This is a genomic window from Pseudomonas sp. 14A, from assembly GCF_018132745.1.
Classification (GTDB): Bacteria; Pseudomonadota; Gammaproteobacteria; order Pseudomonadales; family Pseudomonadaceae; genus Aquipseudomonas; species Aquipseudomonas mercuritolerans.
Map to the genome: position 1 here is coordinate 267,106 of NZ_JAGRQJ010000012.1, position 22,333 is coordinate 289,438.

At 59.2% G+C, this 22,333-nt stretch carries 29 protein-coding genes; 20 read left to right on the top strand and 9 right to left on the bottom strand.

All coding sequences use genetic code 11. From position 1 onward, the window contains the following. Positions 1-84 precede the first annotated feature (84 nt). Positions 85-1,023, bottom strand: coding sequence for a site-specific integrase (locus tag PS14A_RS13505; protein ID WP_212616446.1), 939 nt, complete (start codon positions 1,021-1,023; stop codon positions 85-87). Between the two features lie 177 nt (positions 1,024-1,200). Between PS14A_RS13505 and PS14A_RS13510 the strand changes: the two genes are divergently transcribed. Then, on the top strand, positions 1,201-2,217 hold the full coding sequence (locus PS14A_RS13510; protein ID WP_212616447.1) for a DNA-binding protein: 1,017 nt from the start codon (positions 1,201-1,203) through the stop codon (positions 2,215-2,217). Here the strand turns inward: PS14A_RS13510 and gorA are convergent. Further along, positions 2,214-3,572, bottom strand: a complete 1,359-nt coding sequence (gene gorA, locus PS14A_RS13515) for a glutathione-disulfide reductase (protein WP_212616448.1) — start codon at positions 3,570-3,572, stop codon at positions 2,214-2,216. The genes PS14A_RS13510 and gorA overlap by 4 nt on opposite strands. A 129-nt stretch (positions 3,573-3,701) precedes the next feature. Then, positions 3,702-4,541 (bottom strand): UTP--glucose-1-phosphate uridylyltransferase GalU, encoded by an 840-nt coding sequence (gene galU, locus PS14A_RS13520; protein WP_024013124.1) that lies wholly within the window; start codon positions 4,539-4,541, stop codon positions 3,702-3,704. A 258-nt stretch (positions 4,542-4,799) separates the two neighbouring features. Between galU and PS14A_RS13525 the strand changes: the two genes are divergently transcribed. Both PS14A_RS13525 and PS14A_RS13530 read left to right on the top strand, forming a co-directional pair. After that, the gene (locus PS14A_RS13525) at positions 4,800-4,985 is read left to right on the top strand and encodes a hypothetical protein (protein WP_016774922.1); all 186 of its coding nucleotides are present in this window, start codon (positions 4,800-4,802) and stop codon (positions 4,983-4,985) included. A 140-nt stretch (positions 4,986-5,125) separates the two neighbouring features. Then, complete coding sequence (locus PS14A_RS13530; protein WP_130909748.1) at positions 5,126-5,413, top strand: hypothetical protein; 288 nt, start codon at positions 5,126-5,128, stop codon at positions 5,411-5,413. Between the two features lie 2 nt (positions 5,414-5,415). On the opposite strand, the gene PS14A_RS13535 is transcribed toward PS14A_RS13530, so the two are convergent. Continuing rightward, positions 5,416-5,646 (bottom strand): hypothetical protein, encoded by a 231-nt coding sequence (locus tag PS14A_RS13535; RefSeq protein ID WP_039762740.1) that lies wholly within the window; start codon positions 5,644-5,646, stop codon positions 5,416-5,418. Between the two features lie 72 nt (positions 5,647-5,718). Then, positions 5,719-6,075, bottom strand: a complete 357-nt coding sequence (locus PS14A_RS13540; RefSeq protein WP_130909750.1) for a hypothetical protein — start codon at positions 6,073-6,075, stop codon at positions 5,719-5,721. 211 nt (positions 6,076-6,286) lie between these two features. Here PS14A_RS13540 and PS14A_RS13545 point away from each other — a divergent pair, with 211 nt between their 5' ends. From PS14A_RS13545 to ada, 4 genes are all read left to right on the top strand, one after another. Then, positions 6,287-6,589, top strand: a complete 303-nt coding sequence (locus PS14A_RS13545; RefSeq protein WP_007912251.1) for a DUF1883 domain-containing protein — start codon at positions 6,287-6,289, stop codon at positions 6,587-6,589. A 28-nt stretch (positions 6,590-6,617) separates the two neighbouring features. Next, on the top strand, positions 6,618-6,788 hold the full coding sequence (locus tag PS14A_RS13550; protein ID WP_212616449.1) for a hypothetical protein: 171 nt from the start codon (positions 6,618-6,620) through the stop codon (positions 6,786-6,788). 7 nt (positions 6,789-6,795) lie between these two features. Next, positions 6,796-7,467 (top strand): DNA oxidative demethylase AlkB, encoded by a 672-nt coding sequence (alkB, locus tag PS14A_RS13555; protein ID WP_212616450.1) that lies wholly within the window; start codon positions 6,796-6,798, stop codon positions 7,465-7,467. Between the two features lie 80 nt (positions 7,468-7,547). Continuing rightward, positions 7,548-8,609 (top strand): bifunctional DNA-binding transcriptional regulator/O6-methylguanine-DNA methyltransferase Ada, encoded by a 1,062-nt coding sequence (ada, locus tag PS14A_RS13560; protein ID WP_212616451.1) that lies wholly within the window; start codon positions 7,548-7,550, stop codon positions 8,607-8,609. Here ada and PS14A_RS13565 read toward each other — a convergent pair. Then, positions 8,599-9,582, bottom strand: a complete 984-nt coding sequence (locus PS14A_RS13565) for an MDR family oxidoreductase (protein WP_212616452.1) — start codon at positions 9,580-9,582, stop codon at positions 8,599-8,601. The genes ada and PS14A_RS13565 overlap by 11 nt on opposite strands. Before the next feature lie 186 nt (positions 9,583-9,768). On the opposite strand from PS14A_RS13565, the gene PS14A_RS13570 reads away from it, so the two are divergent. The 8 genes from PS14A_RS13570 to PS14A_RS13605 all read left to right on the top strand — a co-directional run bounded on the left by PS14A_RS13570 (position 9,769) and on the right by PS14A_RS13605 (position 17,946). Beyond that, positions 9,769-12,210, top strand: coding sequence for an autotransporter (locus tag PS14A_RS13570; RefSeq protein ID WP_212616453.1), 2,442 nt, complete (start codon positions 9,769-9,771; stop codon positions 12,208-12,210). Between the two features lie 105 nt (positions 12,211-12,315). Continuing rightward, positions 12,316-13,380, top strand: coding sequence for a nitronate monooxygenase family protein (locus PS14A_RS13575; protein WP_212616454.1), 1,065 nt, complete (start codon positions 12,316-12,318; stop codon positions 13,378-13,380). A gap of 136 nt (positions 13,381-13,516) precedes the next feature. Then, on the top strand, positions 13,517-14,284 hold the full coding sequence (gene modA, locus PS14A_RS13580) for a molybdate ABC transporter substrate-binding protein (RefSeq protein WP_137213734.1): 768 nt from the start codon (positions 13,517-13,519) through the stop codon (positions 14,282-14,284). Beyond that, on the top strand, positions 14,285-14,965 hold the full coding sequence (gene modB / locus PS14A_RS13585) for a molybdate ABC transporter permease subunit (protein ID WP_212616455.1): 681 nt from the start codon (positions 14,285-14,287) through the stop codon (positions 14,963-14,965). It abuts the gene before it with no gap. 3 nt (positions 14,966-14,968) lie between these two features. Then, positions 14,969-16,048, top strand: coding sequence for a molybdenum ABC transporter ATP-binding protein (gene modC, locus PS14A_RS13590; RefSeq protein WP_212616456.1), 1,080 nt, complete (start codon positions 14,969-14,971; stop codon positions 16,046-16,048). A 71-nt stretch (positions 16,049-16,119) separates the two neighbouring features. Beyond that, positions 16,120-17,157, top strand: a complete 1,038-nt coding sequence (locus PS14A_RS13595; protein ID WP_212616457.1) for a DNA topoisomerase IB — start codon at positions 16,120-16,122, stop codon at positions 17,155-17,157. A 206-nt stretch (positions 17,158-17,363) separates the two neighbouring features. Then, positions 17,364-17,594 carry a hypothetical protein gene (locus PS14A_RS13600; RefSeq protein ID WP_130911928.1) on the top strand — a complete coding sequence of 77 codons (231 nt, stop codon included), beginning with the start codon at positions 17,364-17,366 and terminating at the stop codon, positions 17,592-17,594. 121 nt (positions 17,595-17,715) lie between these two features. Then, positions 17,716-17,946, top strand: coding sequence for a hypothetical protein (locus PS14A_RS13605; protein WP_016774936.1), 231 nt, complete (start codon positions 17,716-17,718; stop codon positions 17,944-17,946). Between the two features lie 65 nt (positions 17,947-18,011). On the opposite strand, the gene PS14A_RS13610 is transcribed toward PS14A_RS13605, so the two are convergent. Next, positions 18,012-18,179 carry a general stress protein gene (locus tag PS14A_RS13610; protein WP_212616482.1) on the bottom strand — a complete coding sequence of 56 codons (168 nt, stop codon included), beginning with the start codon at positions 18,177-18,179 and terminating at the stop codon, positions 18,012-18,014. Between the two features lie 328 nt (positions 18,180-18,507). Between PS14A_RS13610 and PS14A_RS13615 the strand changes: the two genes are divergently transcribed. The 5 genes from PS14A_RS13615 to PS14A_RS13630 all read left to right on the top strand — a co-directional run bounded on the left by PS14A_RS13615 (position 18,508) and on the right by PS14A_RS13630 (position 20,865). Continuing rightward, complete coding sequence (locus tag PS14A_RS13615) at positions 18,508-18,684, top strand: general stress protein (RefSeq protein ID WP_016774938.1); 177 nt, start codon at positions 18,508-18,510, stop codon at positions 18,682-18,684. A 469-nt stretch (positions 18,685-19,153) separates the two neighbouring features. Next, positions 19,154-19,504 carry a general stress protein gene (locus PS14A_RS13620; RefSeq protein ID WP_212616483.1) on the top strand — a complete coding sequence of 117 codons (351 nt, stop codon included), beginning with the start codon at positions 19,154-19,156 and terminating at the stop codon, positions 19,502-19,504. Positions 19,505-19,601: 97 nt separating this feature from the next. After that, a complete protein-coding gene (locus PS14A_RS13625) occupies positions 19,602-20,153 on the top strand; it encodes an ATP-dependent Clp protease proteolytic subunit (RefSeq protein WP_137213739.1) in 552 nt (183 codons plus the stop codon). A gap of 206 nt (positions 20,154-20,359) precedes the next feature. After that, positions 20,360-20,617: a DUF6555 family protein gene (locus PS14A_RS26620; protein WP_130910973.1), complete on the top strand. Its 258-nt coding sequence runs from the start codon at positions 20,360-20,362 to the stop codon at positions 20,615-20,617. Next, a complete protein-coding gene (locus PS14A_RS13630; RefSeq protein WP_130910972.1) occupies positions 20,614-20,865 on the top strand; it encodes a hypothetical protein in 252 nt (83 codons plus the stop codon). Before PS14A_RS26620 ends, PS14A_RS13630 begins: the two co-directional genes overlap by 4 nt. A gap of 12 nt (positions 20,866-20,877) precedes the next feature. Here PS14A_RS13630 and PS14A_RS13635 read toward each other — a convergent pair whose 3' ends face one another. Together PS14A_RS13635 and PS14A_RS13640 are read right to left on the bottom strand one after the other, a co-directional pair. Next, positions 20,878-21,291 carry a cupin domain-containing protein gene (locus PS14A_RS13635; protein ID WP_137213740.1) on the bottom strand — a complete coding sequence of 138 codons (414 nt, stop codon included), beginning with the start codon at positions 21,289-21,291 and terminating at the stop codon, positions 20,878-20,880. Between the two features lie 123 nt (positions 21,292-21,414). After that, on the bottom strand, positions 21,415-22,308 hold the full coding sequence (locus tag PS14A_RS13640; protein WP_212616458.1) for a transcriptional regulator GcvA: 894 nt from the start codon (positions 22,306-22,308) through the stop codon (positions 21,415-21,417). Positions 22,309-22,333: the final 25 nt, after the last annotated feature.

Below are 22,333 nucleotides of genomic sequence, written 5' to 3' on the forward strand. Positions count from 1 at the left end.
CTCGACGGAAGGCTCATTGGCAAACCTGATACTGCTGATTTGTTTTCGCTATTAGCTGACTGTATTAATAGAAGAAAACGATCTCTACGCTTGATCCGGCTTATCCATAATCCGAGCCATTCCCTGGAATGGGCTGACCTCAACATAGCGCATGGCGGATTTCATGTCCTTCCAGCCGACGTAACTCATCAGTGATTTCAGATCCCAGCCGCTTTGATGCGCCCAGGTTGCAAAGCCGCGTCGCAACGAGTGGCTGGTATAACCGGCGGCGGCAATCCCGGCACGTTGCAGAGCCTGTCTCAACAGCGGAATGATGCTGTTGGCGTGCAAACCCTCCTCGCTCAGATTGCCCCACCGATCAATGCTTCGGAAAACTGCGCCGCGTACCAGCGCGGCCTCGGTGATCCAGTCGATATAAGCCTGCACCGGACACAGCTTGAGCAGCGCTGGGGCCTGATAGGTCTGTCCGAGGTTTTCCCGGTCGCCCTTGCTGCGCGGCAGATACAAGGTGATTCCCTTGCCAGCACTGGCCTGCACATGCTCGATTCGCAAGCGGCACAACTCGTCGCTGCGAAAGCCCCGCCAGAAGCCCAACAGAATCAGCGCGCGATCCCGATAGGCCTTGAGCAAGGTCGGGCGGTCCTCTTCCTGGCGGGCGGTTTGCGCCTCCTGTTCCAGCCAATCGATCACACGTTGCAAATCCTGCAGTTGCAATGGTTCGGCCTGTTTTTCCTGCGCCGGGTGCAAGGCGCGAATGCCCTTGAACACCTTGCGCACCACTGGCGCCTTGGTCGGGTCGGCAAAACCCTGACTGTTGTGCCACTGCGCCAGCGCCGACAGGCGCAATTTCAGCGTGTTGATCGACAGAACCCCGGCGTGCTCCACCAGATAGCGCGCAACGCTATCTGCGGTGGCCGGGAGAAATCCGCCCCACGTCACCTCGAAATGCTCGATGGCCATGCGATAGCTGCGGCGGGTGTTGTCGCGGGTGGCGGCTTGCAGATATCGATCAATGTCACTCATGGGCGGTTTTCTCGCTGGTGTACGGGTTCAGGCATGCAAAAGCGCATTTTGCCGCCTGACATTAGGTAATACCAGTATATCCCGCGTGTTTTAATTCAAATATTTACCTATATTTTCGGCATGGTACACTGCGTACCTTAGTGGCATGTACCACAGTACGTAACCGTAGGAGTTCACATGGCCCGTGGCGGCATTACCAAAGCACTGGTGCAAATCGCGCGCACAGCGATCCTGGCTCGTGGCGAACACCCAAGCATCGATGCAGTACGCATCGAAATGGGCAACACCGGCTCGAAAACCACGATCCATCGCTACCTGAAAGAACTGGATGACGGCGCACAACCGGCAGAAGCGTCAGCAGAACCGATCGATGATGAGCTGACCGCCCTCGTCTCTCGCCTCGCCCAGCGCCTGAAAGAACAGGCGCAGGAGCCCATCGAGCAAGCCCGAGAACAGTTCGAGGAACAACGGGAAGCACTGGAAACCGAGCTGAAGCAGACGCGCCAGGCGCTGGAAAAACTCGAACACGACCACGACATTCAGGGCGCCGCCCTGCAACGCGAATCCGAGGCGCTGAGCAACACCCGCTCGATGCTGCAGACCGAACAGACGCGCAACGCCGGCCTGAACCAGGCCTTGGCCGACTTCGAATTGCGTCTGCAGGACAAGGACGAGCAGATCCGCTCGCTGGAAGAAAAACACCTGCACGCCCGCGATGCGCTGGAGCATTACCGCAACGCCAGCAAGGAACAGCGCGAGCAGGACCAGGCCCGCCACGAAGGGCAGATCCAGCAGATTCAGGCGGAACTGCGTCAAGCGCAGCAGAGTGCGCTGGTGCGTCAGGATGAGATCACGCAGTTGCACCGCGACAACGAACGCCTGCTTACCGAAAACCGTGGCACCCAGCGCGAGCTGAACCTGGTGCAGGATCAACTCAAGCAGAGCAATCAGCGTCAGGATCAATTGCTCGAGCAGGCCACGCGCATGGACAGCGAGCGCACCCTCCTCCAGGAACGTCTGCGCGTGGCGACACTGGAAAGCCAGGCGCTCAAACAGAGCGTCGACGAGCAGACGCAGCTCAATCAGTCACTGGAAAAGGAATTGCTCAAGGCTCAGGCAAGCCTGGAAGAGAGCCAGCGTCTGGCGGCTGCCGTTGCGGCAGCGCCAGACTCGACCAAAGCGAAAGACGCTTAAGCGCTGACCGGCGTACGCATGGTGACGAACTCTTCGGCGGCCGTCGGGTGCACCCCGATGGTGTCGTCGAAGTCGAGCTTGGTCGCGCCCGCCTTCAAGGCAATCGCCAGTCCTTGCACGATCTCGCCAGCGTCCGGGCCGACCATGTGGCAGCCAAGCACCTTGTCGGTCTTGGCGTCGACTACCAGCTTCATCAGGGTTTTCTCCTGACAGTCCGTCAGGGTCAGCTTCATCGGCCGGAAGCGACTCTCGAAGATCACCACTTCGTGGCCACATTCGCGCGCTTCTTCTTCGCTCAAACCGACTGTGCCGATGTTCGGCAGGCTGAACACGGCGGTCGGGATCATTTTGTAATCCACCGGACGATACTGCTCCGGCTTGAACAGACGCCGCGCCACGGCCATACCTTCGGCCAGAGCGACCGGGGTCAGTTGCACGCGACCAATGACATCACCCAGCGCCAGAATCGACGGCTCGGAGGTTTGATACTCGTCGTCGACTTTGATGAAGCCCTTGTCGTCGAGCTGAACATCGGTGTTTTCCAGGCCCAGATTGTCCAGCATCGGACGTCGACCGGTGGCGTAGAACACGCAGTCGGCTTCGAGTACCCGACCATCCTTGAGCGTGGCCTTCAAGCTGTCATCAGCCTGCTTGTCGATGCGCGCAATGTCGGCGTTGAATTGCAGATCGAGGCCACGCTTGGTCAATTCTTCCTGCAGATGCTTGCGCACCGAACCGTCGAAACCGCGCAGGAACAGATCGCCGCGATACAGCAGCGTGGTGTTGGCACCGAGGCCATGGAAAATTCCGGCGAACTCGACCGCTATATAACCGCCGCCAACCACCAGCACACGCTTGGGCAGTTCTTTGAGAAAGAACGCTTCGTTCGAACCGATCGCATGCTCATGCCCCGGGATTTCGGGGATCTGCGGCCAGCCGCCAGTGGCGATCAGGATGTTCTTCGCGGTGTAGCGCTCGCCGTTGACCTCGACCTCGTGCGGCCCGACGATTTTCGCGTGCGCCTCGTGCAGGGTCACGCCGCTGTTGACCAGCAGATTGCGATAAATGCCGTTGAGGCGATTGATCTCGCGATCCTTGTTGGCGATCAGGGTGGCCCAATCGAAGTTGGCTTCGCCCAGGTTCCAGCCGAAACCGGACGCTTGCTCGAAGTCCTCGGCAAAGTGCGCGCCGTACACAAGGAGTTTTTTCGGCACGCAGCCGACATTGACGCAGGTGCCGCCCAGATAACGGCTTTCGGCCACCGCCACTTTCGCCCCGAAGCCGGCGGCAAACCGCGCAGCCCGCACACCGCCGGAACCGGCACCAATCACATAAAGGTCAAAATCGTAGGCCATTTCTATCTCCTCGGCAGGCCATCAGCATACCCGCAGTCATCCATTGGGCAAGCACTGCCATCCATATAAGGGCGGAAAATGAAAAAGCCACCCGAAGGTGGCTTTCTCTTGCAGACGGGGCAAACGCTATCAGTAAGCTTTGCCAGTCTTGTAGAAGTTTTCGAAGCAGAAGTTGGTCGCGTCGATGTAGCCTTCAGCGCCACCGCAGTCGAAACGCTTGCCCTTGAACTTGTAGGCCATCACGCAGCCATTCTGGGCTTGCTTCATCAGGGCGTCGGTGATCTGGATTTCGCCGCCCTTGCCTGGCTCGGTCTGCTCGATCAGGTCGAAGATGTCCGGGGTCAGGATGTAACGACCGATGATGGCCAGGTTCGACGGCGCGTCTTCCGGCTTTGGCTTCTCGACCATGCTGTGTACGCGATAGATGTCGTCGCGGATCATTTCGCCGGCGATTACGCCGTACTTGTTGGTTTCCTGCGGATCGACTTCCTGAATGGCGACGATCGAGCAGCGGAACTGCTTGTACAGCTTGACCATCTGGGTCAGCACGCCGTCGCCGTCGATGTTGACGCACAGGTCGTCCGCCAGGACCACGGCGAACGGTTCGTCACCGATCAGCGGGCGGCCAGTCAGGATGGCGTGGCCCAGACCTTTCATTTCGGTCTGACGGGTGTAGGAGAACGAGCACTCGTCCAACAGCTTGCGGATACCGACCAGGTACTTTTCCTTGTCGGTGCCCTTGATCTGGTTTTCCAGCTCGTAGCTGATGTCGAAGTGGTCTTCCAGGGCACGCTTGCCACGACCGGTAACGATGGAGATTTCCGTCAGGCCTGCGTCCAGTGCTTCTTCAACGCCGTACTGGATCAGTGGCTTGTTTACCACCGGCAGCATTTCTTTAGGCATGGCTTTGGTCGCTGGGAGGAAGCGAGTGCCGTAACCGGCTGCTGGAAACAAGCATTTCTTGATCATATAAGTCCTTGAAAAGGCTGTGTGTACGAGTTTCGGGGCAGTCTAATCAGGCGGCGTGCGCCTTACAATGCCCCGCGCTGGCTAACCGATGCCAACATAGAGAAATATTCGCGCGGATAGTTCCATCCGGGTATTTCAGCGGCGGAATCAGCGTAGCTCAAGATTCGGGCAAACAGGATCACCATACGCTTATCAGCCCCCAATGCGAGCATTTGCCGCTATCATGGCGCCTTTGAACCTGCGAACGAGTAAGACCAGATGGCTGCGGTAAAAATCATCAACGGGTATGTGATCGACAAGAAAGACGGCAAGTGGACGCTGACCACCACCAACGGCGAACATATCGCCGGACCTTTCGACAGCGAGCAGATGGCGACGGATGTGGCCTCGGTGTTCACCGATACGCCCGCTTCTTCCAAGCGCCGTGGCAAGGATCAGGACTGACCTTGTCGCCACACGCTCCAAGCCCTGCCAGGACGCAGGGCTTTTTTGTGCCTTGTTGGCAAACAAGTGGCCAATCGCTATAACCTTTTCATCGCGCTGCTGTCAGAGCATCCAGTCCCCCACTTGAAGACCACGCAACCATGAACCTGAACAAACTGCATCCGATTTTCGCGGTGTTGGTACTAAGCGGCTGTGCCACCTCGCAGCCGACCTTTCTGAACAATGGCGAACAAGGCCTGAGCATAGACTGCTCAGGCGAGGCCAACTCCTGGGCGATGTGCTACGAGAAGGCAGATGCCTCCTGCGCCGGCACCGGTTATCGGATTGTCGGCACTGACGGCACACCGGCACCTGCGGAAGACGACAAAACCCTGGGCGTCGACGTCGGCAATTACAAAACCCGCAACGTCGTGGTTGTCTGCAAGTAAGCCTACATGTGGATTTCGGCGAACTTGATTCCGAGGCCACGGACGACCTCGATCAGATCGTCGAGCCGACTGAAGGACTCGACTTCATCATTGTCATCCACCAAAAAGTAGCTGCGCCCTGCACTCTTCTTGAAAAACACGATCCATTCACCGGGATTTGCCGGGTTCTGGATGACATGGGTGGCAGAGATAAGGCCCTCTGCATGGCGCTCCCGCACGTGCTCTCGCTTCATCGCGACTCCATAAATGACAATGCCGCCACAGCAGGACTGTGACGGCATCGGGTGCTGATGTCCGGTAGTCTATCAGCCGGAAATACAGGCGTTCGCGGCTTTCTGTACATCGTGAGGGCGAACCGGCACGTTTGACATGCGCTCATGCAGCTTGATGCTGCTGCCACCGGCGCGATCCTCGATATCAAACACTGCTGCTGGACCTGACGAAAGTTTGCCGGGGACGATCACTCGTACACCGTCCTTCTGCGGCTGAACCTGCAACGCGCCGCGACTGTCGGCGAGTTTTTCAGTCAGGCACTGCGCGTATTCCTGAGGCTTTTTGCCAGAGATAACGCTCATGGTCGGCAGGGTTTCATTGATTTCGGAAACATTTGCGCAACCGGCCATTGCCAGAATCAACGGCACACACACCACACCCCACTTCATATAAATCCTCCGTTAAAGACCGTCCGACAGCACAAATGCCGCTTTTCTCCGGGGCCTTGTGCATTTAACCCGCCGGCCATGGCGAAGTTCTGTTCAAAATTTGTCAAAGCAACGCCCGACGGCCAGATAATAACCCGTGCGGGCTGATAAACTGCGCCCATCGACAAGCTATCGTTTTGATTTAGTAGAAAAAGCCCTTCTGGAGGCGCCCATGAAATTCATTCACCAGCGCGAGCACCTCAACGAAGACGACATCGTCGTCATTCAATGCTCGCAGATGTGCAACATCCGTTTGATGAACGACGCCAACTTCCGCAGCTTCAAAAACGGCGGTCGTCACACCTACCACGGCGGCGCGTTCGACACCTTCCCAGCGCGTATCACAGCACCGAGCACCGGTTTCTGGAACATCACCATCGACACCGTCAACCGCCGCGCGATCAGCGTGACGCGCAAGCCGACGCTGACCCATTCGATCAAGATCATCCGTCGCTCCAGCACCAAACTGAGCTGAGACGCACAGCCTATTCTGAAAGGGAAACATGACCGTGGCGCAAAAAACCAAATACGTGATCAAGTACAAACTGGACGGTGAACAGCGTTTCGAGTTCGCCGAACTGGAAACCGGCACTGACGAGGAAGCGAAAGCGGCGCTGAAGAAAATGCACGCTTACGAAGAACTCAGTGACATCAAGGTCAGCAAAGCGCTGTAACCGAATCATGCAACCGACCACGTTTGACCTGTTCGCCGACCACGAGCCCGTTCAGCAACCCCGCGCCGAGCAGATCGGCGAGCAATCGTGGGTGCTGCGCGGATTCGCCTTGTCTCGGGTCGAGCAACTGCTGACGGCGCTCGAAACCGTTCTCGTCGCCGCCCCGCTACGCCACATGGTCACGCCCGGCGGTTTCAGCATGTCGGTCGGCACCAGCAGTTGCGGACAGCTGGGCTGGATCACCGATCGCAGCGGTTACCGCTATTCCAGCGTCGACCCACTCAGCGGCTTGCCGTGGCCGTCGATGCCGACGGTATTTGCCGAACTGGCACACCAAGCGGCTGAGCGTGCCGGCTTTCCGGATTTTCAGGCCGACTCCTGCCTGATCAACCAATACGTCCCCGGCGCCAAGATGTCGTTGCATCAGGACAAGGACGAAAAGGGTTATGCCGCGCCCATCGTTTCGTTGTCGCTGGGTTTGCCGGCAATGTTTCTGTTTGGCGGTTTCGAACGCAGCGACAAGAGCCAGCGCATCCCGCTGTTGCACGGCGACATGATGGTCTGGGGCGGTGTGGATCGCCTGCGCTATCACGGCGTGCTGCCAATCAAACCCGGCCATCACCCGCTCTTGGGCGAACGGCGCATCAACATCACCTTCCGCGTTGCTGGCGATCAGTAAAAGTTTGACCGCAAGGCGCGGAGTGTCGTGAGCTACGATGCTGGCTAACCTGACTCAAACAGGTCAACGGATTCCCTCTCATGGACACGCTTTCGAACACCATCAGTATTGAAGACGATCCCCGCTGGGCCGCCGTGGTTGCTCGCGACCCAAGTGCCGACGGGCAATTTGTCTACGCGGTGAAAACCACCGGCGTCTATTGCCGACCGAGCAGCCTTGCGCGTCTGCCAAAACCGCAGAACGTCATATTTTTCGAAACCGCCGAACTGGCCGACGCTGCCGGATATCGGCCGAGCAAACGTGCCAGCAAGGACCAGAATGACGCGCAACATGCGGCGATCATCGCAGCAGCCTGCCGGCAGATCGAAGCGTCCGAGACATTGCCCGCGCTCGACAGCCTCGCCGCCAGCGCCGGCCTTAGCCCTTTCCATTTTCATCGAGTATTCAAGGCTGCGACAGGCCTGACGCCCAAGGCTTACGCCATGGCGCATCGTTCACGCAAGCTGCGTGCGCGCCTGGCCGAAGGCGGCTCGGTGACCGACGCGCTGTATGACGCTGGCTTCAATTCCAACAGCCGTTTTTACGAATCAGCCGATCAACTGCTGGGCATGAAGCCCACCGACTACCGCGCCGCCGGGCAAAACAACGACATCCGCTTTGCCGTTGGCCAATGCTCGCTGGGGGCGATTCTGGTGGCGCAAAGCGAACGGGGGATCTGCGCAATTCTGCTCGGCGACGATCCGCATCAACTGGTCTGCGATCTGCAGGATCAGTTTCGCAAGGCCAATCTGATCGGCGCCGACCGCGAATTTGAACAGTTGGTCGCCAGCGTCGTCGGTTTTGTCGAAGCGCCCGCGACAGGCCTGAACTTGCCGCTGGATATACGCGGCACAGCGTTTCAGGAGCGCGTCTGGCAGGCGCTGCGCGAGATACCCGCAGGCAGCACCGCCAGTTACGCCGAGATCGCGCAACGCATCGGCGCGCCGACTTCGATGCGCGCGGTGGCCCAGGCTTGCGGGGCCAACCGCCTGGCGGTGGCGATTCCCTGCCACCGCGTGGTGCGCAGCGATGGCAACCTTTCCGGCTACCGCTGGGGCGTCGAGCGCAAACGCCAGTTGCTTGAGCGCGAACTCAACGATTGACGTCGACCACCACCCTGCCCCGCAGTTTCCCGGCGAGCAGTTTGGGCGCAGCTTCAAGCGCTTCGCTCAAACTGATTTCCTGACTGATCAATTGCAATAACGAGAAATCCAGATCCTTGGCCAGCCGGTTCCACGCCTCGATACGGCGCGCCTTGGGCTGGGTCACACTGTTGATCCCCGCCAACGTCACGCCGCGCAGAATAAATGGTGCTACCGAGGCCGGAAAGTCCATGCCCTGGGCCAACCCGCATGCCGCGACCACGCCTTCCGAGCGAGTGCTGGCGCAAGCGTTGGCCAATGTATGGCTGCCGACCGAATCGACCACCGCCGCCCAACGCTCCTTCGCCAACGGCTTGCCCGGTTCGGACAAGGTGGCTCGATCGATAATTTCGGCAGCGCCCAATTGCTCCAGGTATTCATGCTCGGACACCCGGCCGGTGGATGCCACCACGCGGTATCCCAACTTGCTGAGCAAAGCGATGGCAAAGCTACCGACCCCGCCATTGGCGCCAGTGACCAGCACTTCGCCCTGACCAGGGGTCACGCCATGGCGCTCCAGCGCCAGAATGCACAGCATCGCCGTGTAGCCCGCAGTGCCAATGGCCATGGCTTGCGCAGGGGTGAAAGCTTCGGGCAGTGGAATCAGCCAGTCACCGTTGAGCCGGGCCTTTTGCGCCAGTCCGCCCCAGTGGCTTTCCCCGACGCCCCAGCCGTTGAGCAGCACTCGGTCGCCCGCCTTGAAATCGGCATGCGAACTGGACTCGACAGTCCCCGTCAGGTCGATGCCCGGCACCATGGGAAACTTGCGTACTACCGGGCTGCTGCCGGTGATCGCCAGGCCATCCTTGAAATTCAGCGTGCTGTACGCGACGTTCACGCTGACGTTGCCCTCGGGCAGTTGCTGCTCATCGATTTGCTGCAGATTGGCGCGATAACCGCTGTCGTCTTTGTCGATCAGAATGGCGTTGAACATGACGGCCTCTCGAAAATGATTTGAAACAAGCATGCCTTGAAATAGCACATCGCAACACATTGCCACACTCGACTTTGCGCTAACGGCTCGATCAGCCGGGTAAATCCCCGGCAGGCGGCTATGCTTTTTCGACGGTTGTGTTTTCCCGGTTTTGCCTTGCGAACCGGTCTGTCGATGGAGCTGACGATGCCTTTCCTGCGCGCTTTACCCTGGTTGCTGATGTTATGTCTGCTGACACTTGGCAACGCCTGGGCAGCCGCACCGGCGGCAAAGCCGAACGCGGCGCCAAGCGAGCCGACATGGCCGCAAGTGATCAGCAGCGGCAAGAGCAAGCTGACGGTGTATCAGCCGCAGCTCGACAGCTGGGATGGCTATACGCTCAATGCCCGCGCTGCTGTCGAAGCCACGGCTGCCGATGGCAAGTCCACCTACGGCATCGTCCAGTTCAGCGCTCACACCCTCGTCGACAAGACCACCCGCTGGGTCGCGCTTGATCAGTACAAAATCATCAAAGCCGATTTCCCCGCCGATGCGAAACAGGCCGACACGTGGCTCGCAATTCTGAAAAAAGATGCCGAGAGCCGCAAGAAAACCATTTCACTGGATCAGCTGGAAGCAGCGGTTGGCGTGCTCAACGCCGAACAGAAAGCCGACGGTGCACCGCTGGAAAACACGCCGCCGACCATTATCAGCTCGGACAGCCCGGCAATTCTCGTATACATCGACGGCGAGGCGGCTTATCGGCCGGTGGAAGGAACGGAGATGCAACGGGTAATCAACACGCGCCCACTGCTGCTCAAGGACGTCCAGGGCAAACACTACCTGCACGTATTCGACGGCTGGATGGTCGCGGATCAAGTGGACGGCAACTACACGCGCCTCGCTGCACCGCCGCCCGAACTGGAAAAAGCCAAGCAGGCGGCGATAAAGAGTCGCCAGGTGGATTTGCTCACCGGACAAAGCGATCCGAAGGACAAGATTCCCAGCCTGGCCAAGCCGCCGCAGCCAAAGATCTTCATCGCCACCACGCCGACGGAGCTGTTGGTCACCGACGGCGCCGCGCAATGGCAACCGATTCAGGGCACCAGCCTGTTGTACGTGAGCAACACCACCGGGCACATCTTCAAGGAAATCGGCGATCAGAACAGTTATGTACTGATCTCCGGGCGCTGGTTCCGCGCCAGCGACATGAGCGGGCCATGGACCTTTGTCCCGGCAGACAAACTGCCGGCCGACTTTGCCAATATTCCTGACGACAGCGCCAAAGAGAACGTCAAGGCCTCGGTGGCCGGCACGCCACAGGCGCAGGAGGCGGCCATTGCCGCGACCATCCCGCAGACGTCGGCGATCAAGAAAAGCGCGGTGAAGATGACCACACCGCAATTTGACGGCGAGCCGCAGCTCAAAGCGATCAGCAATACGCCGCTGCAATACGTGGTCAACAGCGCCACTCCGATTATTCGAGTCGACAACGACAGTTGGTGGGCGGTGGAGAACGGCATCTGGTTCAGCGCCACCTCACTGAACGGGCCGTGGAGTGTGGCCTCTTCAGTACCAGCGGTGATTTATTCGATTCCGCCCAGCTCGCCGATGCACTACCTCACGTACGTGAAGGTCTACGAATCCAGTGGCGATACCGTGGTGGTCGGCTACACACCGGGCTATCAAGGCTCGACGCTGGACCCGGCGACTGGCGTTGTGGTGTACGGCACCGGTTATCCGTATACGCCGTGGGTCGGTAGCGTCTGGTACGGGCCGCCGGTGACCTATGGTTTCGGCGTCGCGATTCGTTACACGCCGTGGACTGGCTGGACCTTCGGCTTCGGATTCGGCTGGAGCTGGGGAGGCAACACCGTCGCCATGGGCTGGGGTTGGGGCGCCTATCCGTGGTGGGGAAATTATGGCTGGGGCTATGCGTGGGGCCCGCGTCTGTACCCGGCGCCGCTGGCCTGGGGTGGCGCGGCCTACGGTTATCGCGGCGGCGCCGTGGCATGGGGCCCGGGTGGCTGGGCCGGAACCACCGGCAATCTTTATCATCAGTGGGGTGATCGTGCGACGGTCAGCCGTTATGGAGCCGGCTACAACGCCTGGACCGGCAATCGCTGGGCAGGTCAGGTCGGCGCCTCGTACAACTCGCGTACCGGCATTGCCGCCGCCGGGCAACGTGGCGCGGTGCACAACGCCTACACCGGCAACTACGCTGCCGGACGCAGCGGCGTGGCAGTCGGCCCGAACGGCGGCGCCATCGCCGGAGAACGGGTTAGCGCCGGCAACGTCCGCAGCGGGACTCATGTCACTGCCAATCGCGGTGCGGTTTACAACCCCAATACCGGCAATACCACGCAATACGGCGGCATCCATGGCCGCAACGGCGGCGCCGCGCGGGTCGGCGACAACGTTTATGCCGGGCGCGACGGCAACGTCTACAAGAAAACCGACAACGGCTGGCAGTCCGTGGCCGGCAGCGGTGCCAACCGGACCAGGCCCGCGAACAACAATGCGCAATTGCAGAATCTCAACCGCGAATCCGCCGCACGTAATCTCGGTAACCAGCGCACGCACAACTTCAACCATTCTTCACAAATGATGAACCGTTCGTTTGGCGGTGGCGGATTGCACCGACGCTGAAAAACTGCACGTGATGTTCAGAATTTCAGACTGGCCCCGCATCCGGTTTTGCTGTTAAAAACCGCGTGCCGTCCCTGCCCGTTTCATCGTTCGGAGAATTGCTATATGAGCCAGTGGCCAGACACCCGCATCCTTGATCTTCTCGGTATCGAACTGCCGATCATCCAGGGCCCGATGGCCGGTGCGACCAACTCTTCGATGGTGGTTGCCGTGTGCAATGCCGGCGGCCTCGGTTCGATGCCGGCAGCGATGCTGAGCATCGATCAACTGCGCGAAGAACTGAAGATGATTCGCCAGCACACCAGCAAGCCGTTCAACGTCAATTTCTTCTGCCATCAGCCACCGGCGCCTGATGAACAGCGCGCCCGTGACTGGAAAAATCTGCTCGAACCTTATTACCGCGAACTGGGTGCCGATTTCGACGCGCCGACGCCGGTGTCCAACCGTGCTCCTTTCGACGAGGCCGCGTGTGCCGTGCTTGAGGAATTCCGACCCGAGGTGGTGAGCTTTCATTTCGGGCTGCCGGAAAAAAACCTGCTTGATAGGGTCAAGGCCACCGGGGCGAAAATCCTTTCGTCTGCCACCACGGTCGAGGAAGCGATCTGGCTGGAGCAACACGGCTGCGATGCGATCATCGCCATGGGCTATGAGGCCGGTGGCCATCGCGGGATGTTTCTCAGTGATGATCTGAGCACTCAGGTCGGCACCTTCGCCCTGGTGCCGCAGGTGGTCGACGCGGTGAAAGTGCCGGTGATCGCGGCGGGCGCGATCAGCGATGCCCGGGGTGTTGCCGCAGCTTTCATGCTCGGCGCCTCGGCGGTGCAAGTCGGCACGGCGTACCTGTTCACCCCGGAAGCCAAAGTCAGCGCATCGCACCACAAAGCCTTGCGCACTGCGAAAGAAAGCCAGACCGCCATCACCAATATTTTCACCGGCCGTCCGGCGCGGGGCATTGTCAATCGGGCGATGCGCGAGCTCGGGCCGATGTCGGCGCAGGCGCCGGCCTTCCCATTGGCCGGCGGTGCGCTGATGCCGCTGCGGGCCAAGGATGACGCCGACTTTGCCAACCTCTGGGCCGGACAGGCGCTGACGTTGGGCAAGGATATCGGCAGCGCTGAGCTGACCCGGCAACTGGCCGAGGGCGCATTGGCGAAACTCAACCGTCACTGAATTAATGCGGCGAGCGGATTTATTCCCTCGCCACCTGGCGGCGTATCGCTATATATTTCCGTATACAGCGATTACGCCCATGTATCGGCGTTATCCCAACCAGAGCAATTACCGCCGCCGATGACGGAGCCTTTACATGACACTTGCTGCCACACGCTTCACCCCCGTCTGCTTCGCTTCATTCCTCGCACTGTTCAGCATGGGCGCCGCGCAGGCTGACGAAGTACAAGTGGCCGTCGCCGCGAATTTCACCGCGCCAATCCAGGCCATCGCTGCCGACTTCGAAAAAGACACCGGCCACAAACTGGTCGCTGCTTACGGCGCAACCGGCCAGTTCTACACCCAGATCAAGAACGGCGCGCCGTTCCAGGTATTCCTCGCCGCTGACGACACAACCCCGGAAAAGCTCGAAAAAGAAGGCGAAACCGTCAAAGGCTCACGCTTCACCTATGCCGTCGGCACCCTCGCGCTGTGGTCGGCAAAAGAAGGTTATGTCGATGCACAGGGTGATGTGCTGAAAACCAACCAATACCAGCACCTGTCCATCGCCAACCCGAAAGCAGCGCCGTACGGTCTCGCCGCCACTCAGGTGCTGGAAAAACTCCAGTTGAGCGAAGCCACGAAAAGCAAAATCGTCGAAGGTCAGAACATCACCCAGGCCTACCAGTTCGTCTCCACGGGCAACGCCGAATTGGGCTTTGTAGCGCTGTCGCAAATCTACAAGGACGGCAAGGTGAGCAGCGGCTCGGCATGGATTGTTCCGGCCACCCTGCATGATCCGATCAAACAGGACGCGGTGATCTTGAACAAAGGCAAGGACAGCGCCGCTGCCAAGGCCCTGGTCGATTACCTCAAGGGGCCGAAAGCCGCTGCGGTGATCAAATCCTTTGGATATGAACTGTAAATGTCACTGACCAGTGCCGATTTCGCCGCGATCTGGCTGACCCTGAAACTGGCGTCGCTGACCACGGCGATCCTGCTGGTGATCGGCACGCCGATCGCGTTGTGGCTATCGCGCACATCGTCGTGGTTGCGCGGGCCCATCGGCGCCATCGTCGCCCTGCCGCTGGTGCTGCCGCCGACGGTGATCGGTTTTTACCTGCTGCTGGCGCTGGGGCCGCACGGTTTTCTCGGTCAGTTCACTCAATGGCTGGGGCTGGGCACGTTGACGTTCAGTTTCACCGGGCTGGTCATCGGTTCGGTGATCTACTCCATGCCGTTCGTGGTGCAACCGCTGCAAAACGCTTTCTCGGCAATTGGCACCCGCCCGCTCGAAGTCGCGGCGACCTTGCGCGCCAATCCCTGGGACACGTTCTTCAGCGTGATCCTGCCGCTGGCGCGCCCCGGCTTCATCACCGCAGCGATCCTCGGCTTTGCCCACACCGTGGGTGAGTTCGGTGTGGTACTGATGATCGGCGGCAACATTCCCGACAAGACCCGCGTGGTCTCGGTGCAGATCTACGACCACGTCGAAGCGCTGGAATATGCCCAGGCGCACTGGCTGTCCGCGGCGATGCTGGTGTTTTCGTTTCTGGTGTTGCTGGCGCTGTATTCCAGCCGCAAGACCCGCGCCAGCTGGAGCTGATTGATGATTGATGTACGCCTGAAACGCACTTATCCGGGGTTCGAACTGGATGTCGATCTGCAAGTACCCGGCCGCGGCGTCACTGCGCTGTTTGGCGATTCCGGCTCGGGCAAAACCACTTGCCTGCGCTGCATCGCCGGGCTGGAGCGCGCCGGGCATGGTTTTGTGCAGATCAATGACGAGGTATGGCAGGACAGTGCCAAGGGCATCTTCGTACCACCGCACAAACGTGCGCTCGGCTACGTGTTTCAGGAAGCCAGCCTGTTCGCGCATCTGTCGGTGCTGGCCAATCTGGAGTTTGGTCTCAAACGCATCGCCAAGTCGCAACGCCGGGTCGATATGAACCAGGCCACAGAACTGCTCGGCATCAGCCATCTGCTCGAGCGTCAGCCAGAGCATCTGTCCGGCGGCGAACGGCAGCGCGTCGGCATCGCCCGCGCCCTGCTGACCAGCCCGAAACTGTTGCTGATGGACGAACCGCTGGCGGCTCTCGACAGCCGGCGCAAAAGCGAAATCTTGCCATACCTGCAGCGCCTGCACGACGAACTGGATATTCCGCTGCTGTACGTCAGCCATGCCCAGGACGAAGTCGCGCGTCTGGCCGATCATTTGGTATTGCTCCGCGATGGCAAAGCCCTCGCCAGCGGCCCGATCGGTGAAACCCTTGCGCGCCTGGATCTGCCTTTGGCGCTGGGCGATGACGCCGGGGTGATCATCGAAGGCCAGGTCAGCGCCTACGACGCCACCTATCAATTGCTCAGCCTGCAACTGCCGGCCACTGCAATGAACATTCGCGTCACCCATGCGCCGATGGCCGTAGGCCAGGCTCTGCGCTGCAAAGTGCATGCGCGCGACATCAGCCTGGCGCTGAACAATGATGCAGCCAGCAGCATTCTCAATCGTCTGCCCGTTACGGTGATCAGCGAACAGGCTGCGGACAACAGTGCCCACGTGCTGATCCGACTGGATGCTGGAGGCACGCCGTTGCTGGCGCGGATCACGCGATTTTCGAAGGATCAACTGAACGTGCATCCGGGCCAGCGCCTGTGGGCGCAGATCAAGGCGGTGGCGGTGCTCGCATAAATCATTCGGCACGACGGCCAGCGCCTGCGGTCAATCAGTTACAGACTGCCGTATGACCGAAGGAAACCGCCATGCCCGATACCGTGCTGACAGATGCTCTGCCCGCCGACCTGCATTACGTCGATGACACTCAGCCTGGTATCACCCGGAAAAAACTGCGCGGCAAGTTCGTTTATTTCGAGCCATCGGGCCAGCGCATCACCGACCCGGACGAAATCAAACGCATCAATGCCCTCGCGGTGCCGCCGGCTTACACCGATGTGTGGATCTGCGCCGACCCGTGCGGCCACCTGCAAGCCACCGGACGCGATGCGCGCGGGCGCAAGCAGTACCGTTATCACGCGCGCTGGCGCGAAGTGCGCGACGCCGACAAATACTCGCGCCTGCGCGACTTCGGCCTGGCCCTGCCGAAACTGCGGCGCAAGCTCGAGGCACTGCTTGATGAGCCGGGCTTCAGCCGTGACAAGGTCATGGCCACGGTGATTACCTTGCTCGACGCCACGCTGATCCGCGTCGGCAATACTCAATACGCGCGGGACAATCGCTCCTATGGCCTGACCACGTTGCGCAGTCGGCATGTCGAGGTCAACGGCAGCGCGATCCTGTTCCAGTTCCGTGGCAAGAGCGGCATCGAGCACCAGATCACCGTCAAGGATCGCCGCCTGGCGCGAATCATCAAGCGCTGCCTGGAGATACCGGGGCAGAATCTGTTCCAGTACCTCGATGAAAACGGCGAACGGCACACCGTCACTTCTTCCGACGTAAACGCTTATCTGCAAAAGCTCACCGGCGCGGCCTTCACCGCCAAGGATTACCGCACCTGGGCGGGCAGCGCCCTGGCGTTGTCGGTGCTGCGCGAGTTGCAGCATGAGTCGGAAACCGAAGCCAAGCGCCATGTGGTAGAAGCGGTGAAGAATGTCGCGAAACAACTGGGCAACACGCCGGCGGTGTGCCGCAAGTGCTACATCCACCCCGCCGTTCTCGAACATTTCATGCTCGGCGCCCTCGCCGAACTGCCGCGCCCGCGAGTGCGCAAAGGCCTGCGCGCCGAGGAAGTAGCCTTGGCCATGTTTCTCGAACGCATGTGTGAGATGACCGAGGCATGCTGATTTCCGGCACAACATCACCCCCCCGTCGGAGTGAGCCTGCTCGCGATAGCGCTCTGTCAGTCGACATCTTCATCAACTGACGCATCGCTATCGCGAGCAGGCTCACACTCCTACAGACGTTTGCCGACGAGTTGAGGCGGGTATTTTTTGCACGATCACGCAGGGCTTCTATAGTTGATCTGACACGAATCAACTGCGGTGGCGCCATGGAAGACATTTTCGTCGTGAAGCGTTGCACCAAGATCGTCATTCACGGCCGCCGCGCCGAAGACAGCCAGCAGGAACCCGCCGAAGCATCGGCATGGTTTCGCATCTGCGACACACGCACCGGCGGCTTTTTCGGCGATGGCTTTGACCAGCACGCAGATGCTCAAGCTGAATGTCAGCGCCTCAACGCAGCGAGTTCTCAACTACCGGCCCGCCTGCACTCCGGCTGATGCCCGGCGATAGCGGGTCTATACTGAAACCAGCTGATGGAGCAGCACCCCAACGGCAGAACGCTCGCAACATGCGGGCTTTTTGTTGCGGTTCAGCGGTTTCATAGAACGGAGGTGTTCCATGTCCGAAAAAGAGTCCATCACCACCCTCCTCACCTTGCTTGACGCCCGCCAGGCGCGCCTTGCAGCCGCCTGCAAAGAGATCGCCGACTGGGTCGATCATCAGGGCGGACACCCGACGGCACTGCGCATTCGCGATCGTCTGCATGACATCGAAAAAGATGCGCCGCTGATTCGCGACACGTTGTCGACACTCAAGCCGATTGACCGTCCGTTGCCACGGTTCAGATAGGCGTCAGCGTAGAAGTCCTCTCTGCACTGGCGCAGAGAGGACGGCGATTGGTGGACTCCGGCGCCTCAGTCACCCTTGCCCGTACGCGCACCGCCATGGCTGTGCTGCCCGCCGACGCGTGCCTTTTCCGCCCGGTCGACTTTCACGTTGACCGAACTGCCGCCTTTCTTGCCGGCTTCCTTGATTTTTTGCGGATCCTCGGCAAACGGTTGTCCCTTCTGGTGATTGGTCATGTTCATGCCCTCGACATAGTTGTAGACATACACTCTCCAGACTCTAGTTGGGGCAAATTACAGTTCAACTTCCTGCCGACCAATGGTTATGAAATGCAAAGCGAAACGGCGACTTGACCCGACTCTTTTCATAACCGACCTCAATCATGAAAAGTTATACGAAGCGGCGCATAAACTAATAGTCTGTATAAGTTTCATCACAAACTTACCGTTCATCGGGCTGGATAAAAATTTTCAAAACATTCTTCGCCGGCTCGTAATCGGAGTAGATGTCCGGTGCGACAACGGACATAACTAGCGAAACGTTAATTGATATCGGAGAGCTATCATGACCACAGGAAATAAAAATCCAGGTAACTTCGCAAACGATCGTGAAAAGGCATCTGAAGCCGGCAAGAAGGGCGGTCAGTCGTCGGGCGGCAACTTCGCCAACGACCGTGAAAAAGCATCCGAGGCTGGCCGCAAAGGCGGTCAAAACAGCCACGGCGGCGGTCGCAAGTCCTGAGCAAGCGGTACAAGGGCAGCCTCGCTGCCCTTTGAAATCAGCTGATGGAGCGCAATCATGAGCATGGCAACAGATTTCGCACGAGGCGAAGTGCAACGAAACAAGGGAGCAGAAGTTTATCCCGAAGCAGCGCGCAGTTCGCACGTGACGAAGTCGGATATACCACCGGTGTCACCTTGTGTTGAACGACAGCAGATCAGTCCCAGGCACAGGGAGAGCGTTCAGCAGGAATGTTATGAGCGCCGGGAATTGGCAGTGAATTCTGAAAACTCCCGAACACCGGATACAACGCCAACTTATGAGCGCTCTTCTTAGCACGAGGGTCAAACTTGTAGTTACAAGACAAGCCAGACCAACCAACGCAAACGACATCAGTAAACTTTATGAGCACTTGGCGAATAACGACGGCACGCAGTTTGTGCATCCTTGATTCGCCATGTGCCTATACAGAGAAATGAGGAAGTTTGAAATGGCACAAGATAAACAACAAGGCAGCATGTCAGTTAACGAAGCAGGAAAAAAAGGTGGTGAAGCCACTTCGGCTTCGCACGACAAAGAGTTCTATCAGGAAATCGGCAGTAAGGGCGGCCAGAACAGTGGCGGCAACTTCAAGAATGATCCTGAGCGCGCCTCCGAAGCCGGCAGCAAGGGTGGCCAGAACAGCGGTGGCAATTTTGCCAACGACCGGGACAGAGCGTCCGAAGCCGGCAGCAAGGGTGGCCAGAACAGCGGCGGGAACTTCGCCAACGATCGGGAAAAAGCCTCTGAAGCCGGACAGAAAGGTGGTCAAAACAGCCATGGTGGCGGGCGCAACAGTTGATGCGCCGGGTGCAGGGGAGCGTGGCTCCCCTGCCCACTTTCATTCAAGCGAAATTACAGCTATTGCTTAGGAGTCCTGACCAGCCGAGGGAATCGCCATGCCTGTTCATGTCATCAACTTCACCGGCCCGATCAATGCCTCGACTTGCGGCCAACTGATCGATAAAGCCTCGCTCGCCGTAAAGGAAGATGCGCCGCGACTAATCGTCAACATCGCCACCATGGGCGGTGAGTGCAGTTACGGCTTCACCATGTACAACTTCCTGCTGGCCCTGCCAATTCCGGTGCACACGCACAATCTGGGAACGGTCGAGTCAATGGGCAATATTGTCTTTCTCGCCGGCCAGCGCCGCACCGCCTGTACCCACAGCAAGTTTCTGTTTCACCCATTTCATTGGCACCTGCAAGGTTCAGTCGATCACTCGCGCATGTCGGAATACGCCATGAGCCTGGATTATGACTTGCACCTCTACGCGCAGATCGTCGCCGAACGTACGACTAACGGGAAAAACGCGTTGGAGACAGAGAAGTACCTGACCGCAGCTCCACGCATCATCAATCCTGAAGAAGCCTTGCATTCAGGTCTGATCACTGCAGTTGAAAACACAGAGGTTCATGCCGACTTTGTCTGCTCGTGCATTTACTCCTGAACTCCGATTGAATAACGCGTCGTAGCGGGCGCGTTCCTGTCTCCACACTCTTCTAAGCGATCGATATTTCGACAGAACTTGTACAGCTTTAGCCCGCCGTACAGGCCCTCCAAGCGCCCAACCAGCCGGTCATCACGCCCGCATCAATTTCTCTGAATTATTCATTTCGCCAGATATCCCTCTTCTTAAGCAGCCGGAGGAAATGTATGAGCGGAGCGGATTTGTACGTGATCGAGTACCTGTTACATGGAAAGCCCAGGTCGTTCGTCATTCGCACAAGAAACATGAACAATGCCGAAGCGTGGCAGTGGGCTAGTTGCGACGCGGGTATCGCACCCATTCCCCGCCCCGGTCGACCTCCGTTGAAACGTTTTTCCAAACCGATGGCGGAACGCTTTGGCGTGACCGAGGTGCAATGGCGAGAATCGGTACCTCTGGTCTGGGAGGAGGATCACGTGAAATGACAGAACACACATTGAAGTTCGGTTTCGGCCGATCCTGGGATGACGAGATGGCAGAAAACGCCGCGATGTTCCGCGAAGCCGATCTGCTCGAAGAAGCGGCTTACAGAATCATCGAGGACGACACGGACAATCCTGAAGCCTGGGCCCGTTTCAGCGAAGCCAAGGCTCTGGCCGACGCCAAGCGAACGGCGGCCTTTCAGGACTGGATGCGCATCAAGCGTGCGATGAGCAAACCGCGCTCCAAATAGCGGATTTGCGCATCATGGCTTGAGGATCAGCAGCGGTTCGCCTTTCGGCACGACGTAAGTGGCCAGTTCTACGCCTTTCTCGCTGCCAATGTTCTTCGCCACATGCGCGACGCCCGCCGGAATGAACAACGAATCGCCGGCCTTGAGTATCACCGGCGCTCTTCCTTCGAGCTGATATTCAAAGGTGCCACTGATGACGTAGGCAACTTCCACGCCGGGGTGCGCATGCCGAGGCGAAGTGACGCCAGCGTCAAAATCGATACGCGCCTGGATCACTTCGCGATTGTCAGCGCCGAGATCCTGGCGAACCAGATCGGTGCGGCTCAAGCCTTTCTGCCAGCTCGTTGCCGGCGCATCCGCCGCATGGGCGAAGCCGGTCAGGGACGCGAAAACAACGGCAGAAGCCAGAAACAGTGGACGGTACATGATGGTGCCCTCTCAAACGTAGTGTTGGTGTGAGGGCTACTTTGGGTTCGGCATGTAAGGTGGATGTGTCTCGAATGCCCGGTTTGGTGTTGCCGTGTGTATCCGCAGAGGGTTGATACACGCTTATACAAATATGTCGCGGGCCGCAGCCACAAGCCACTTTCTGAAAGCGCTGATCTTTGTCGAGTCAGCGGTTTCATGGGGTGTGACCAGATAGAACCCGAGATCATCCTGCAGGCGCAGGTCGAACGGCGCGACCAATCGGCCCGCACGCAGATCGTCGTTCACGTAAGTCGAACGCCCGATACACACGCCCTGCCCGTCAATTGCCGCCTGCACCGCCATCATCGCCAGATCGAAGGTCAGCTTCGCGCCGTCGGCCAACTGCGCAGGCTGGCCGGCGGCGTTGAGCCAGGCCTGCCAGTCGCTGGCGGTGACACCACTGACTTGTACAAGGGTGTGACTGGCCAGATTTTCCGGAGTGTGCAATGTCGTCGCCAGTGCTGGACTGCACACGGGAAATACCTCATCGGCCATGAGAAAGTCCGCGCGCAGACCTTTCCAGTCGCCCCGCCCGTAGCGAATCGCCGCGTCGATGCCTCCTCGGCGAAAATCCACCAGATCGGTAGCGGCGCTGATGCGCACATCGATGTCCGGGAACGCCTGCTGAAATGCCGGAAGGCGCGGCAAGAGCCATTTCGACGCTACCGAAACCAGCGTGCTGATGGTCAACACGCTGGGCCCGCGCGACTCGAGTAATTGTTGCGTCGAATGGCGCAACGCTTGAAATGCAGAACGCACCCCCGGAAGGTAGGCCTGCCCGTCTTCGCTAAGCGCCAGGCCATCCTTGAGGCGCAGGAACAATGCCACGCCCAACTCGGCTTCGAGGCGCCTGATCTGGTGACTGATTGCTGTCTGCGTGACGTTCAACTCGGTCGCAGCGGTGGTAAAGCTCATATGCCGAGCCGCCGCTTCGAACGCGCGCAGGCCGTTGAGGGAAGGAAGTCTGGCAGTCATAAGGCTAAGCGCATGAGAATTTGTC